We start from the raw sequence: 16,371 nt of genomic DNA on the forward strand, positions 1-16,371 counted from the left end.
TACAGCCCTTCGGAAGAAGAAGGTTGTGTTAACTGCACATTCGATGCTCGCGTATAGGCTTGCTCGTTGCAGCGGCGACTTGCAAACGCACATCTGTCAGCCTTTTCAATGGGTCCGCGTATCGTCGCCCGTGTCGTTCTTTCGCCGCAAAGCCTGCAAATATACATCTTTTTATGCCGATGTTGGCCGTTTGTACAAAATAGATGCCAATGTGCAGTTAATTTCCATCATCAGCCCGATTTCCGGCTTGCGCTTTACATTTACCTGCACATTTGCAGGCATTTCATCAAGTACCGCACGTCGGCAGAAAATGCCTGTATAATAAGTCAATTTCATAATTAATTTGGTCATGGAGCCAAGCATGAGGCCAATGTTGGGGAAGTCCTTTTTTTTGAGGTTAAGCGGCTGGTTTTGCTTCGCGGATGCGCTTGTTTAATTTATCTATTGCAAGTTTGCATACATTGTATGTGAGACAACTTAAGTCCATATCTACGAATGCACGTCTTTTAAGCTTTCGCGTCGTGCCTAATTCCAGATAAAGTTTTAAATAGGCAAAGACACGCTCAACCGCGGTCCGCTGTTTAAATAATTGATGGAACTTTTCACTGCCTCGCCCAGGTGCAGTGTATCTACGAACATCCTCTTTTACTTGTTTTTTTATCACCTTTTGGCAGCCGTCGGCTTGAAACGGACAGGCTGCGCATTCTTTGGGTGCTACAAATTTAACAGTATCCCGAGTCGCATCATAGCTATCGTAGCGGTACGAATGACCTTGTTTGCACGTTGGGCGCAAGTGTTTATCTACACCATCCGGCAGTTTGGTGCGATGAACAAGCGGAATAAGCGAACATGCACCTACATCTCTAACTTGCTGGTAAACGGGCTCGCTATCGTATCCTTTGTCGCCTAACACGTACTTAGGCTGGAGTGTTGGGAACCGCTCTTTTAATCGTTTAAGCAGCACGATCGCCGGACGTTGGTCGTTTACGTGAGCCGAGCAGTTTACGCCAGTCACAATATACTGACTCTGGCAATCCACTAACAAATTGAGCTTGTAGCCGTACCAATATTTTACGCGTCCGCTTCCGCGGGGATCGCCTTTTGCTCCTACACTTGGATAGGTCGGCATGTCCGCGATGAGTTCCTCGTAGCTGCAAGACAACATCCCCGCAACTTCCTTTTCAAAGTGTGTTAACGAAGCTTCGTAAGCCTCGACTTGCGCACGCCACGCGGCCTCCTCGGCTTTGGGGACGCGCCCGCGTTTGGCACGCTTGGGTTTCTCGGGCTTGGGGGCTGGCTGCGGGACATGGCTGACGGCGTCCAGAAAAGCAGGCTCTTCGCTGTCTTCTACCTCCTTGGGGAGAATGGACGGGGCCGGTTTAGACGCGTCAATTTTGGGGTTTCGGTCAAAGGCTTCCACATGCGAAGAGTCCACCGCCATGCTTTCACCTTTCAGGAAGCCTTCTGTAATCGCTGCATCCACCGTAATATCGATGACCTCATGCAGGATACCGGACTGCTGAAGTTTGGTGAAAAGCCTGGAATAGGCGGCTTGGCTCGGTACCCGATCAGAGCCTGTAAAGTGACAGCGCAATCTGAATTCTGCACTGCTTTTCAGACGGTTGACCAGGTCCTTGATGAAGCGAATATGCTCGATTTTGCAAAGGATAAGCGAAAAGATCATCGCTCTGGTGTTCAAGCTTTCGGGCCGACCACGTCGTTTGAAGCTACTGATGGCGTACAAGATTTTCGCAATAGGAACTTCTTCCAAAATGAGGTCGTCTTTTGACGCCGGGGACATTTTTAGAAGGGTCTCAAAGGAAAAGAGCTCTTCTTGTCGAATTGGAATCGTAGGAGTACTTCCTTTCTTTCTCGTTTTGGTTGGCTAACCTTAATTTCGAGAATGTGGGGAGGTACTCCTCTTTGGTGCGCCAAAAAAGTCAGTCGTAGCAAGGGGTTTGAATTATGAAATTGACTTTAATTGCAGGTTTTTTGCCCGCCAAACTTCCATAAAGCGCTGGTACACCGAAAGCGCGCCTACCTTCAACTTCTAAAAAAGAAGCCTCCTCCCCCATGATTCAAGGGAAGGAGACTTCCGTTTCTCGCTTAAACGTCAGGACAATTCGCGTTTTACGATTTTCATGACAATCTTGCCGATTCTCCAGTAGTTCTGGAAGTCCTTCATGAAGTTCGAGATCGTGCTGCCCATCATCGACTGCAGGATGAACACGCCGATCGCCGCGCGGTACTCGTCCCACACCGCCCCGAGCGCATCGTCCCACTCGTAGCCGGACAGGATGAGCATCACCGTCGCCTTCATCCAGTCGCCCATGTCGTTCGTGAGCAGGTCGGCCGACTCGTGCGCGCTGAACCCGGCGCCGCGCAGCGTGCCCAGCGTCACGATGATCGCGGCCTTGTCTTCGTCGAGCGCGCGGCGTTCGACTGCGGACAGCTCTCCAAGAAACGCGGCCTGCTCGTTTTTGCTGATAACCTTAACGATGTCGTAGATTTGCTTGTTATTCGCCTCCGCGATCTGCAGCGCCTTGACGATGACGGTGAGGGAGATCTCGCCGGTATTGACCATCGCTTGGGCGATATCCTGCAGCGGCGCCATGCCGTACAGATAGTCGGGGATCCATTCGGGACGAAGTCCCGCCTTGTACACCGCCTTCACGACCTCGTTCAGATCCGTGAAGCCGCCTTGCTTCAGGTCCTGCGCGATGATCGCATAGTTATTCGACGCGCCCGACTGGACGATCGCGACCGCGATCTCCGTGGCCCCCAGGCCGGTCTGCTTCAGGTAAGCGACGGACTCCGCGCCGTAATAGACATACTTCAAATAATCCGTCAGCTTGTAGCCGTTGAGGGCGAGCAGCCGCAAACGATCGTTCCGGCTCGCGAACATGCGGCTTACGAAGCCTGCCGCGTCGTAGGCGCTGTAGCCCAGCCGCTTTAGAATGGCTTCCTCCGCGATGCTGCCGCTCAGCTCGCCCATCGCCTGCATCGCATTCTCGATCGGCAGCCGGCCGAAGCCGTAGCCCACGACCGCCAGCGCGATGTCGCTGATGGAAGCGTTCGGCAGTCCCGCACGCATGATCAGCATCATCGCAAGTACGCCCGCGGAGCTGCCGCCATAGCTCTTGTACATCAGGAAGTCCGCCATCGCGGCAGGGGTATTGACGCCGAACCGGATGAGCAGCGCGGCCTGTTCCTGGACAGTGCCTTCATTTTTAAAGCCCCTGTTGAAGGACCTGTACCGCAAATTCAAGATCGTCGCGCCGTCGTAGCCGAGCGCGGCGAGCGTATCGACCAGATAACGGTCGCTAACCTCCAGCTTGCCGTTGCGCTGCATCTCGACCGCGAGATCGCTCGCGCTGGCTCCCTGAGCCTTCATCCGGGTCAGAAGCGCGAGCACCGGATCGACGCCGTACACTTCCGCGATCTTGCCGTTGATCTGATCCGGCGAAGCGTCCACGTTGATCATCGCATCCTTGGCGCCGAGCGCGTCGAGACCGAACAGCAGCTTGAGCGCAAGCACGATGTCGGACAGCGGGAACTTCCCGGACATATAGCCGGCCAAATTGGTCGGATTGCCCGCATAGGCAGCCGGCACCCTCTGCTTCAGATACGACAGATTCGTATCGGCATAGTAGACGGCGGCGATCGCCAGCGCGATGTCTCCGGCCTGGGCGTAAGGCTTGAGCAGCTCGGTCGCGCGCGCGGCGTCTGCCTTGTAGCGGTTCTTGAGCTGCGTCGCGATGTCGGTGAGCGAATTGTTCGTTTGCTTCAGAAAAGCCACTGCGCCTTCCGCCGTCGTCACCCCGTACAACTCGAGGACATCCGACAGCAAGTCGGCCGATGTCGGTCCTTGTCCGCGCGCCTGATTCACGGCGGCTTCGATCGTTTGCGCCGTATAGACGCCAAGTCCGGACAGGATGGCCTTCGTATCCGTCTCCGATTGGGCATAACCGTTCAGGAGCGCGGACGCGATGTCCGTCGCGCCATAGCCGGCCTGCCGCAGCATGCCCGCAGCGTCCGATGCGGAACCGACGCCTACCGCGCTCAGCACCGCAGCCACGCCGGCACCGGTCAAACCTTCCGAGCCTGCGGCCAGCACATAGACGATCGTGGCCGGATCGAACAGCGCCGTACCTGCCAGAACGGCGGCAATCTCGCCGGCAGTCAGACTGTAATGACGGCTGAGCGCGCCGGCGATGTTGCTCAGCGGAATGCCTGCTTGCCATAGGAGCCTTGCGGCGGCAGCGGGATCCGTGATCTCTTCGCCGGCGGCAAGCACCGCGTCCGCATCGGCGGCCGAAGCCGGCGCATAGACGTCCGCTACGGCGGCAGCGATCAGGGATGCGCTGTCGAAGTCCAACGCCGCGAGCCCGTCGGCGGTCTGCTCGGCGGTCAAGCCGTAGTACGACCGCGATGCCGCTACGATCTCCTTAAGCGAATAGCCCATCTGCCGCAGGATCGGCGCGCCGTCCTGCAGCTTGGCGGCGCCGGCGCCGCGAAGCAGGTCTCCTGCGCTCTCCGCGAACGGCTTGCCGTAATACTCGAGCACCGCGGCCGTCACTGCATCGGCCTGGTAAGCGGAGATCGGCAGCAGCGCGCCAAGCGCCTGACCGGCGGTCAGCCGGTAGTGATCGCGCGCGGCCAACACGAGATCGTCCAGCGTCAGGTTCGCCGCTCGCAGCTCCGGAATGGCGGCTTCGAACGTCGTTGCCCCCAGCCCGTCCAGCACGGCGACCAGCGCCTGGCTCATCGTCTGTCCGTATACGGAGGCGATCGCGGCGACGACTTCGCTGCCGCTGCCGTCGAAGAAGCCCGACGCGTCAAGCGCCGTCGCCGTCTGGCCTTGCGTCAGTCCGTAGTGCTCGCGGCCGACGCGGACGATGCTCCGCAGATCGAAGTTCATCCGCAGCAGGTACGATACCGCGTCGGTCAACGTATGCATACCGCTCGCTTCGAGCGAATCGACGATGCTCGCGTCGCCGGACATGCCGTACACGCCCGCCACCGTAGCGACGACGTCCTTGTCCTTATACATGCCGAACGTGCGGAATGCCTGCAGCGCTTGTCCCGACGAAAGACCGTATTCTTCCTTCGCAAGCATCGCGCCCGTCCGCAGATCGAACCGCTGCTGCGCGTAAATATAGGCGATCGCATCGGCGAAGGACGCTTGTCCGTTCGCCGTCAGCAGCTCGTGAATCGCATGCTCGACCGTCTGGCCGTAGACGCCCGCCGCCGCATAGAGCACGACGCTGTCGCGTTCGCCGCTGTGCGCCAGCAGGGCTTGCGCCGTCCGGCCGAGCGGCGCGCCGAGGCGATCGCGGGCGATGGCGGCGATATCCTGCAGCCCGAAGCCGGCATCCCGCAAGTACGGAATCGCCGCCTCCAGCGTGGTAATGCCCTCGGCCGCAAGCGCGGCGGCCGCGACAGCCGCCTTGCTGTCGCCGTAAATGCCCGCCACCGTCTGAATGACCCTCGTCAGCTCGGACGGGTAAGCGTCGGCGAGCAGCCTGGCCGCTTCGCCCGATTCCAGCCCGTAATAGGATTTCAGGCTGCGGGCGATCTCCGCTTGCGAATACTTCGCGTTTTTAAGGAAGGCGATGCCGTCGGCCGGCGAAGCGCTGCCGGATGCGGCCAGCAGCTGCGCGACCGTCACCTGGTCTTGCGCGTACAGCGATTTGAGCACGGCGATCGTATTTTGCAGGTTCGGATTGCTCGAACGGGCGATCAGCGCCTGAATGACCTCTTCCATACCGTAGCCGCCGCGGATCAGAGCCGGACCCGATACGCTCGGATCCCGGTATTCCGTATAGCGGGATGCCAGCAGGTTGATGACCGAGCCCGCCGACGCGCCTTGCGCCTTCAGCGTCTTCACCCACAGCGCGACGGGGTTGCCGCCGAACGCCCAGGCGACCGCCGATCCGATCTCGTCCTGATCGTAGAACTGCACGGACAGCAGCGCCGCAATCGCGCCCGACTCGTCCAGTCCGTACTGCTCGCGCAGCACGAGCGCGATATCCTTGAGCGGATACGGGCGCAGACGAACGATGATCTGGTCTTCGGTCTGCCCCTTGGACTGCAAATACAAAGCCGCTTCCTTGGCCGCAATGCCGTACCGGCTGAACGCTTTGATCCAATCCCAGCCCTCGCCGTCATATACGGCTGCTAGCTCGCCGACCGGATACCCGGTACCGCTCAGAACGGCGGTGAGCGCGGACATCTGCGATTCCCGCGAATTGCCGGGGTACAGCGAGATCGTACCCTCGATAATCTGCTGCAGCGTGAATTTGCCGGTCGCGCTCATCGTCGTCGTGAGGTCGCCGACGGACGAGGCGCCGAACAGGAACTTCGCATCCTTGGCCAGCTTGGCTGCGTCGCAGGCGCAATCGGCCGTCTGCTGCCCGATCCACATCGGCATCGTCAGGCCGAACTGCGAGATCAGCGCCCTTTGATAATCGTAGAACGAATACCGTTCGCTCATGCCCGCCGCCAGGTTCGCCGGATTGGCCGGCTCGGCGGCATCGCTCGCAAAGGCGGCCCGCAGCGCGGCGAGCGCCTCCTCCGCGGAGTAGAATGCGCCGGTGGCGAACATGTCCCGGACCGCGTCCTTCATCGCATATGCCTTGCCGCCCTTCGTCACCGCATCGTGCACATACGTCAGCGACGCGGGGAGCGGGTAGCGCGCATCCTCCAGGAAGTTTTCCAGCACGGGCGCGATGCCGACATAGACGTGCTTCAGAAAGTAATCCGCTACCTCGATCGGATCATACCCGCCTTGGAGCAGCGTCGTGAACAGCCCCTTGGCATCGAAGCCCCACGGATGGAACATCGGCTCGAGCGCGTCGAATGCGGAGGCCGCATCCGCGCCGTAAACGGTGCGCAGCGTCGTCGCCGCCTGAGTCTTGCTAAAGCCGCCCTGCACGAACTGGCTTGCCGTCTCCCGCAGCGTCAGCGAGGTGCCCCATGCGCTCATCACCTGGCGGGCGATCGCTTCAGGATCCCCGCCGCGGCTCAGCAGAGCGGCGACAGCCGTCGCCGCGCCGCCGCCGGCCGCCCGGATCGCGTCCGCCACGTCGAACGTGGACATGCCTTGGCCGAGCATGGCCGAAGCTGCATCCGCTGGCGAGAAGATCGCGCCGGCTGCGGCATACAGCTCTCCCCCGGCCAGACCCGCTAGAGCGAGCGCCTGGACGGCCTCTGCCGCGTCCGCGAACGTATAGAGCTGCCGGACGGCTGCGCCGATGGCCTTCGCCGGGTAGCCGGCGCCGCTCAGCAGTCCGGCCGCGGTCGCCGCATCGGCGGCGAACAGCGTCTTGCTCGCAGCGGCGGCATCGGCCGCTGACATCCCGCCGGCCGCCAACGCCTGCACCGTCCCGGCCTCGGTCAGACCGTACGCGCTCTGCACGGCGCCTGCAGTTTCCGCAGCTCCGTACAAGATGCGCAGCTGCGTCGCCGCGCTGTCGCTCGTTTCATGGAGCGCGCGGTTCATCGTCAGCGCCGCCGTCTTCGCGGACACGCCTCCCAGTTTGAGCCCGCGAACGATATCCCGCGTCTGATAACCCACGTCGCGGAAGCTGCCCGCGAATTCCTCCGGCGCATAGCCGGCGGCAAGGAAGCCCGCGATCCACGTATCCGGCGCGTTCGGCAAATACCGCGTCGCCCGAACCGCACCGAACGCCGTTGGCGCATCCGTGTCCATCTTGTACAGCAGCCCGAGTACGGCCGCAAAATCCAGCTGATATTCCTTGCCGACGGCGGCCGCATACAGCGAGGCGGAGAACCCGCCCTCCCGCAGCAGCTTCGCGGTCTCCAGCGCCGAGCGACCGAACTGCGCGTGCAGCATCGCCGCCGGCGTATCTGCGTTCCAGCTGTCGACGTAGCTCTGCACGAGGCCGAGCTCGCTCGAGGCATTCAGCGCCGGCGTAGCGGCGAATTGCGCCAGGAACGCGCCGTTCACGCCTTTCACCCGGTTCACGCCGGTATAGGCGACGGCCAGCTCGTCGGTCGAACGGAGGAGCGATCCGCTCCAGGTCAGCTTGACCGTCGTCGCGTTGATAAAGTAGGACTTAACGCCGCTTTGCCACTGGCCGCCTATTTTCAGCGTAAATCCGGCACTGGTCTCCATCGAGACGAGCGGCGCGTCGAACGTCAGCAGCACGCTCGCGCTGTCCGCGCCCGATACCGCGCGGAGCATGACGGGCGGCTTCTTCGCGTATTGCACCGTCTGGTCGGCGCCGAGCGCGTACCCCGGCTTAGACAGCGCTAGCGTCAGCGGATAGTCGCTTGGCCACGATACGCCCACCTGATAAGTCCGGCCTCCGTCCGGCGTCGCAATCGTCAGATCGTAATAGGCGCTGGCGAAGCCTGGCTTGAACAGCTTGATATCCAGATCCGGCACCGGCTCGGACAGCACGATCGTGAAGCCCGACTCGTTCGGATTCAAGACGGTAGCCGTCACGGCGATCGGCACCTGTACCTGCGTCCCGCCGGCCGCGCCGAAGCTATAGCCCTTCTTGTTCAGCTTGAGCGTATACGTGCGTCCTTCCGTCAGCTTGGCGTCGACCGCATACTTCGCCGCCGCCTCTCCCGCGACCGCGCTGCCGACGGCGATCCGCTCTCCGTCTTCGTTCAGCAGCTCGATCTCGTCCGCGCTCAGTCCTTGAACCGCTTTGTTAAAGGCGAGCGTGAAGCCTTTCTTCGAGATGCCGGACACTTGGGCCTGAACCTGGATCGGCAAAATAACCTGCAGCGGTGCGGCCGTCGGATGCGCAGTATCGCGGACGTCGATCGTGTACGTCTCGCCTCTCGTCAATGAATAGACGACCTGGTATTGGCGTCCGGCGTTGGCCGCGCCAGATAAATCGAAGAACGAGACCGCATTCAGCTTGATCCGCGTACCGGACGCATCCGTCAGATAGACGTCGTCCGGCTTCAGATTCGGCACGGCTTCGCCGAGCTCGAGCACGAAGGCGACGTCGGAAACGCCGCTCGCCGCGAGCGCAAGCGCCGGCCGCGCCTCGCGCTGGACGGCCGGGCCGAAGTCGTAGCCGTTCGCGACGAGCTGCAGCGCGTATGTCTCATGCTCAGCCAGCTCGGCGGACGCTTGGTAGGACAGCCCGTCCTCGGATGCCGTCCAGGCGGTGATGGCGACTGCTTTTCCCGCGCTGTCCGTAAGCGTCACATTGCCTGCGGTCAATCCGGGCACCTCCCGGTTCAGCTTTATCGTAAAGCCGGTCGTCAGCAGCGCCGGCACCTCCGCCTGTACGGCCAGCGGTACGACAAACCCTGCATCGGCGCCGAAGTCGTAGCCCGCTTTGGATAGACGCAGCGTATAGCGCCGCTGCGCCTCGAGGGCAGCCTCCACCGCGTAGGCGGCGCCGCCGTCGGACGTCGTCATGGCGTCGATCGCAATCGGCTTGCCGTCCTGATCGAGCAGCGTGACGTTCGCCGCTGTAAGCCCTGGCACCGGAGCGGCCAGGCGGATCGTCAGACCGGACGTGCGAACGTCCGAATACGCGGCGGTAACCGGGATCGGAACGTTCAGCGTCATCGCGGCGCCGAAGTCGTAGCCGGCAAGCGCGATCGTCAGCGTATAGCCATTGCCGCCCGCGAGTGCTGCGCTCAGCGCATACGTGGCTCCGCCGTTCGTCGTCTTTGCGCCTGTCAGCGAGACCGCATGTCCGGTCGCATCCCGCAGCGAGAAGCTCGCCGCGGACAATCCATCCACGGCAGGAGCGAGCGACACGGTGAGACCCGTCTCGGATACCGCCGTGATCGCGGCCGTCACGGCGTCGGGAATATCCGCGGTGAGCGGATCGCCAAATTCGTAGCCGGTCTTGGCAATCGTCACTGTGTACTTCTCGCCGCCCGCATAGTCGGCGACGATCCGGTAGGTCGCTCCGCCGTCGTCGGTCGAGACCGAACCGACGGGCAGCGTCGTACCTGCCCCGCTGCGCAGTGCGAAGCTGCTCTCGTCGAGACCCGGCACGGCCGGGTTGAAGCCGATCCGGATCTCGCGCGGACTTGCGCCGGTCACGGCCGTCCGCTCGAAGATCGGCATGTTGAACGGGATCGGATCGCCGAACGCGTAGCCGTCTTTTTCCGGAATAATCGTGTAGCTTTCCGATTGCAGGAAGTCGGCGGACAGCGCGTACGTCGTGCCGCCGTCCGTCGATTCGGCCGACAGCACCGGGAGACGCCGTCCGTCGGAAGCGCGCCGCAGCACGAATTCCCCGGGACGCATGTCCGGAATCGCCGGATCGAGCGACAGACTGAAGGTGCGGCTGCCGCCTGCCCCCAGACCTGCGAAGGCCGCCTCGGCCTTCCTCACGATCAGCGGAATGCCCGGACCGTAGTCGTCGCCCGGCTTGGTGATCGTCACCGTGTAGTTGACGTCCGGCACGAGAGCCGCATCGATCTCATAGCTCAGTCCGTTATCCTTGGAGACGATGCCGCTTGTCTTGACGGCATTGCCCTGCTCGTCCATGACGACGAGTTTGAATTCGCTGCTCCAGTTCACCGCACGGTCGAAGTTCAGCCGGAAGCCGCGGACCGACGCCATATCCACCGAAGCCGCCCGTCTGTTCAGGCTGAACGGAATCGTGAACTTCACCGTATAATTCGTTTTGTCGATCGTGACGGTGTAAGTCTTGCCCGCCGTCAGCTTCGCGGACACCTGATAGGTGGCGCCGCCGTCAGCGGTGGTTGCCGACGTCACGGCCGTCGTCTGGCCGCTGCCGTCCTTGACCACGATCTCGGAGACGCCCAGGTCGGCCACGGGAGGGCTAAGGAAAAGCCTGAAGCCCTGCTGGTTCTGGAACATCGTCGTGATGCCGACCGCGATGCTGAGGCCGAACGTCAGCGGCTTGCCGAAGTCGTAGCCCGGCTTGGCGACGGTCAGCGTATACGTCTCTTGCGCGTCGAAAGCGCCGGTCAGCTTGTACGAGCCGCCGCCGAGATCGGCCATCGCGAACGATACCGGACGTCCCTTGCTGTCCCGCAGGTCGAGGCTGCTCTTAACGAGGCCGAGCTCTCCGCCTCCGTAGCTGCCGATCGCAAGCAGCAGATCCGTGCTTGTCGTCAGCGAGACGAGGACATTCGCCGGAATCGGAATATCGAACGCGAGCGGCGCGTCGAGCGCGAATTCGTCGCGCTGCACGTCGAGCGTGTATCCTGCGCCCGGCTCGACGACACCGGCGCCGACCGCGTAACGGAACTGATAGGTGAGGCCTTGATCCGTCGTCGAGAAGCTGTACAGGCTCGTATGGAGAATGCTGCCGTTTGGATCGCGCAGGACGACTTCGGAGCCCTTGAGACTCGCGACCTTCTCGCCGAACTGGAGCGTGAAGCCCGTCGACGTCACGTTTTTAATCGTCGGCGCCAGCGACTTGCGCACGGCGAACGAGACCGGCTGCGTCTGCTGATACGATGCCGGCGATTTGTACTGTACCGTGTAAAACTTCCCTGGCGTCAACGCGGCCGTGAGCGCATAGCTGCTTCCCGCGTCCTCGGTAATCGCGCCGGTAACGGGGATGGCCGTGCCCGATGCGTCGCGGACGATGAAGCCGGCGCCAGTCAGTCCGTCGACGGGCGAGATGAACCTGACCTTAAGGCCCGTTGCCGTGCCGTCCGCGGCGGAGATCACCGTCGGGAACCCGAACGTCAGCGAGGTCAGTGCGTAGTCCGCGAGCTCCGGCGCGGCTGCCGGATTCAGCGCGATGCTGTACGTATGGGCGGACGAGAAAGTCGGGAGCCGCAGCCGATAGACGGTACCGCCGCCGGCCATCGCGTATTCGTACGGATAATAATCGTTACCCGCTTCGTCCCGGGCGAACACGCCGCCGTACTGCGCCTGCGGAAGCGCGGACGAGAAGCGGACCTCGATGCGTCCGTCCAGCGTCGTCTGCGCGATCGTCGCCGACAGGAAGTAGCCGACGTGGAACGTGGCCGGCGAGGCGAAGCGGAAGAAGTCCTTGCTCAGCGTCAGCTTGTAGTCCCGTCCGCTGGTCAGGCCGACATGGACGCGGTAGCTGGCCCCGCCGTTTGCCGTGGACAGCGTCACGCCGCTCAGTCGGCTGCCGCTCGCATCGCGCAGATCGAGATCGGCCGGCAGCAAGCCGGGCACGGCGCTGTCGAACGTCAGGTCGAAGCCGTCCGCGCCGATGCGGTCGACGGCCGGAACGCCGGCATCCACCGTAGGGGCAACCTGGAACGGGACGCCCGCGTCCGGCAGATGGCCGTACAGCTGCAGCGTATAATTGCCCCCGGACAGCTCGGCCGACAGCCGATAAGTGCGGCCTTGATCGGACGTCGTCGCCGAATCGATCGTAACCGGCGTACCCGTATCCGCCTGGACAAGTCCGAAGCTGCCGGCGGTCAGACCGCTCAGCGCTTCGCTTAGTTTCACGGTGAGGCCGCTATCGGTAATTTGATCGACCGTTATGGTCGCGACGACCGGCACCGTGAAGTAGAACGAATCTTCGTCGATATCGGCATCCACCGACAGCTTGTAGTCCCCGGGCGTCAGCGCGGCCGCGAATTTGTAGCTGGCTCCATTGTCGGTCGTCTGGACGGAATCGATCCGCAGCGCGCTGCCGACTGCCGCTCCGTCCTTCACCTTGTGCAGCGAAAAGGCGTGCGCGGTATCGATCGCCGCGGGTGGATTGAGCGCCAGCGTAAACCCGGTTCCGGAAGGATCGACGATCGTATTGCGGGCATACACGTTGATCCGGTGCGGACCGCCGAAGTCGTAGCCTTCTTTGACGACGGTCACGTCGTAGCCGCGGCCCCGCACGCCTTCAAAGGTGGCGATAAATGCGTTCTGCATCGGGATGAGCGCCTTGATCGTTACCGCGGCGCCCGATGCGTCCGTAATCCGATAATTGTCCATCGTCGTCGGCACGGACGGATTGAGTCCGATAAACGCGGCCAGGTCGGCCAGCCCGCCCCAGTTGTTAATCGTCGGACGGATGATCTGCAGCGCGCCGCCGAAGTCGTAGCCCGCATGGCGCACGTCGAGCGCATAGTCGCTGTACGTCATTTGCTCCGGCACCAGCAGGTAGCTCCAGCCCCCGTCGTCCGTCGCCGCCGACGCGAGCGCATACGGCGTGCCGTCCCGGTGCGTCAGCTCGAACGCCTCGGGGGGCAGCCCCTGGACCGGGACGCTGAAATGCACGCGCAAGCCCTGATCGACGTAGTTCACCGACTCGAAGGTCGTATAGCGGCTGACGGCGATCGTCTCAGGTACATGCAGCTCTCCCGAGAACACGAGGTCCGCAAAGGCGATGCGATATCCGTAGTCGCCGGCGGCGGTCAGATCGGCCGTCACGACGGCGGACCTGCCGTCCGCCGCCAGCTGTACGCCCTGAACGGCGATTGCCGCGCCCGACGCCCCGGTCAGCGAGATCCGGTCGGCGGTCAACGCCGCGACCGGCGAGCCGAAGCGGATGGAGAAGCCCTGATACGAGACCCACTCGATCGTAGAAGGCGATTCGGTCGCCTTGACGGACAGCACCAGCGGTTCGTCGAAGGCATAACCCGGCTTGTTCAGCGACACCGTGTACGTGTCGCCCAGCGCGAGCGGCGCGTACACCTCGACGATCTTGTGCGTGGCTTCAGTCTCCAGCATATTGATGCCGACAGTCGTCTCGTCGCTGCCCTTAATCGTGAAGCTGTCCATTTCCAGCTCAGGCACCGGCTTGTCCAGCGCCAAAACGAAACCGGAGGAAGTCAGACGACTGACGCTGGGCGCGACGACTACAAGACCTGCAGGCACCGTGAAGGTCAAGCCGCTGCCGAAGCCGTAGCCCGGCTTGACGATCGTCAGCCGGTACGTCTCGCCTTCGGTCAGCGAGGCCGCGATCGCGTATGTCGCCCCGCCGTCTTCGCTGACGGCGCTCGTCACGGCCACGCTGTCTGAACCGTGCGTCAACTGGAACTGCCCGGCCGACAGATCCGGAATCGGCACGCTCAAGCCGACCGTGAATCCCGCCCCGCTGGCCGTGCCGCTCGGCGTCAGCGTGACGGCGATCTCCTCGGTCCCGTCCGCAGGCACGTCGATCGTCAGACCGCCGCCGAACCGGTAGCCCGGCTTGGCGATCGTCAGCACGTAGCGCTCGCCGGCCGTCAAGGCCGCGACGACCGCGTAGGTGGCGCCGCCGTCGGCGCTGTCGGCCGACGCGATGTCCACGGGCTGGCCGCCGTGCGTCAGCGCAAGATCTGCCGCCGCAAGGCCGGCGACCGGCCCGTTCAGCGCCAGCGTGAAGCCGGACGGCGCTGCCGCGCCGACGAGCGAGGCAGCGACGTCGATGTCCTCCGGCGGCGTGACCTGGACAGCGACGGCGAGGCCACCGCCGAAGCTGTAACCCGTCTTGGCGATCGTCAGCGTATACGTCGCGCCCTCAGTCAGCGCGGCCGCAGCCGCGTAGGTCGCGCCGCCATCAAGCGTTGCCGCGTACGTCACGGGGACGATGCCGCCCGCGGCGTCTTTTACGGCAAAGTTCGCCGCAGTCAGTCCCGGCACTGTGGGACTGAGCGCCACCTTGAAGCCGGCCGCGCGCGCCTGAACCAGCGTCGGAACGACCGTTATCGTCGTATCGACCGGCGGCGTCGGCGTCGGCGTACTCGTCGGCATCGTCGTCGGCGTAGAGGTTGGCGTAGCCGTCGGCGTAGGAGTTGGCTGCACGCCGCCGTTGCCGCCATTTCCGCCAGTGCCGCCCGACCCTCCGGCCGCGCCGCCGCGCACAGTCACTTCCACGTTCGCCGGCTGCGTCTCGAAGCGCACGTCCGCCGCATCCACCAGCGCGTGGCCGATCGTCCCGGCTCCCGAGACCTGCACGCCGCCGTGCAGCTCCGCGTTTTTCACCGCCACGCCTTCGTTCAGCTTGATCGCGGCGGACTTCACGCCTTCCCCGACCTGCAGCGCTTCGATCGTGCCCACGCTGACGGTCAGCGTCACGTCGCTGGCGACTTCGACCTTGCCGAAGCTGCCCGACAGCACGACCTCGCCGGTCGCCGTGATCGAAATGCCGGCGATCCCGCCGCCTGCCGTCGTTCCTTCCGACTCGATATTCGCGTCCGTCCGCACGTCCAACTGCTCGATGACCGTCGCGCCGCCGACGACGACCCGAATCCGGCCGTCCTTCTTCTCGACGACGACCGTCCCGAGCTGCGAATCGTCGATATGTACGCTATGCGCCCCGCCGCCCTGCAGATTCGTGCTCCCGCCCACGGCGACGCCTTTCAGGTAGACATCCCCCTCGCCGACGGCTGCGCCGACGGTCAGGCTGCCTCGGACCTTCACGTTCCGCAGCGTGATGCCCGGCGCATCGATGACGACGTCGCCGGCGACCTCGACGGTGCCCGACGCGGGACCGTAGGCGCCGGCAGCCGTCAATCGCAGCGCGGCCGGCACGATGGCGCCGTCCGCGCCCTTCGCGGACTGCGTGCGGATCCGGTCCAGCAGCACGACGGCCTCCGCGCGCGTCAGCTTGCCGACGGGACGCACCGTCCCGTCCGCGAAGCCCTGGACGAAGCCGTTCTCGACCAGCGCGCCCAGCGCGGCCTTCGCATAGGCAGGCACGTCGCTCCGGTCGCCGAACGCGCCGAGCGCATCCGCCCCGTCGCGCTCGACGACCGGGACAAGCTTCGCGAGCATGACGGCCGCCTCGGCGCGGGACAGCTGCCGATTCGGCTTAAACGTCCCGTCGGGGAAGCCGTTTATATAGCCTGCCGCCACCGCGGCTTGCACCTGGGATGCGAACCAGGCGTTCCCCGGCACGTCGGCGAACTTCAGGCTCGCGGCACCCTTGTATGCGAACAGCCGGTTCGCCAGCGCCACGAATTCAATCCGGCTGATCGCCTGGTCCGGGCGCAGCGTGCCGTCCTGGAATCCGTTGATCAGCCCCAGGCGCCGCCACTCCGTCATCGTATCGCCGGCCCAGTGCCCCACCGTGTCGGCGGACGCTCCAGCAGCGGCCAAAGCCCCGATGTCGGACGACCCGAATTCCGCGGCTTGCAAGGTTGCCGCCGCAGCCGATCCTCCTCCGAAGTTCGGCAGGATCGCGCTGCCCAGCATGCTTGTGATGAGCAGCCATACGAGCGCGCCCCCGCGCCAACTCATTCCTTTTTTCCCCACAGTACGCCAACCCCTCCCTCGCTTGCCGTGGCGCCGGGACAGGATCGACCCGATGCGGACGGACGGCGAGCATTCTAGAGCTAAGTCTACGGGACCCGAATAAAAGAATAATGAAAGAATTCGTCACGAAATGACAAAAAACCGCTTCGCATCAAGGCTTGGCGGCGTTTTGTCACGTCTATGAAAATATTATTCCGCTGTCTGTTCCATGCGCTTGTTTG

Annotated in this window: 2 protein-coding genes; both read right to left on the minus strand. The window is 63.2% G+C overall.

Annotation, left to right across the window (positions count from 1 at the left end; genetic code table 11):
- Window positions 1-397 precede the first annotated feature (397 nt).
- Window positions 398-1,801, minus strand: a complete 1,404-nt coding sequence (locus KB449_RS22635) for a transposase (RefSeq protein WP_434082518.1) — start codon at window positions 1,799-1,801, stop codon at window positions 398-400.
- A 312-nt stretch (window positions 1,802-2,113) separates the two neighbouring features.
- Complete coding sequence (locus KB449_RS22640) at window positions 2,114-16,135, minus strand: S-layer homology domain-containing protein (protein WP_282910516.1); 14,022 nt, start codon at window positions 16,133-16,135, stop codon at window positions 2,114-2,116.
- Between the last annotated feature and the right edge of the window lie 236 nt (window positions 16,136-16,371).

This window comes from Cohnella hashimotonis (assembly GCF_030014955.1).
Taxonomy (GTDB): domain Bacteria; phylum Bacillota; class Bacilli; order Paenibacillales; family Paenibacillaceae; genus Cohnella; species Cohnella hashimotonis.

Coding starts and splice junctions, on each gene's coding strand:
- KB449_RS22635 (WP_434082518.1), bottom strand. CDS start 1,801: ATGTCCCCGGCGTCAAAAGACGACCTCATTTTGGAAGAAGTTCCTATT.
- KB449_RS22640 (WP_282910516.1), bottom strand. CDS start 16,135: ATGAGTTGGCGCGGGGGCGCGCTCGTATGGCTGCTCATCACAAGCATG.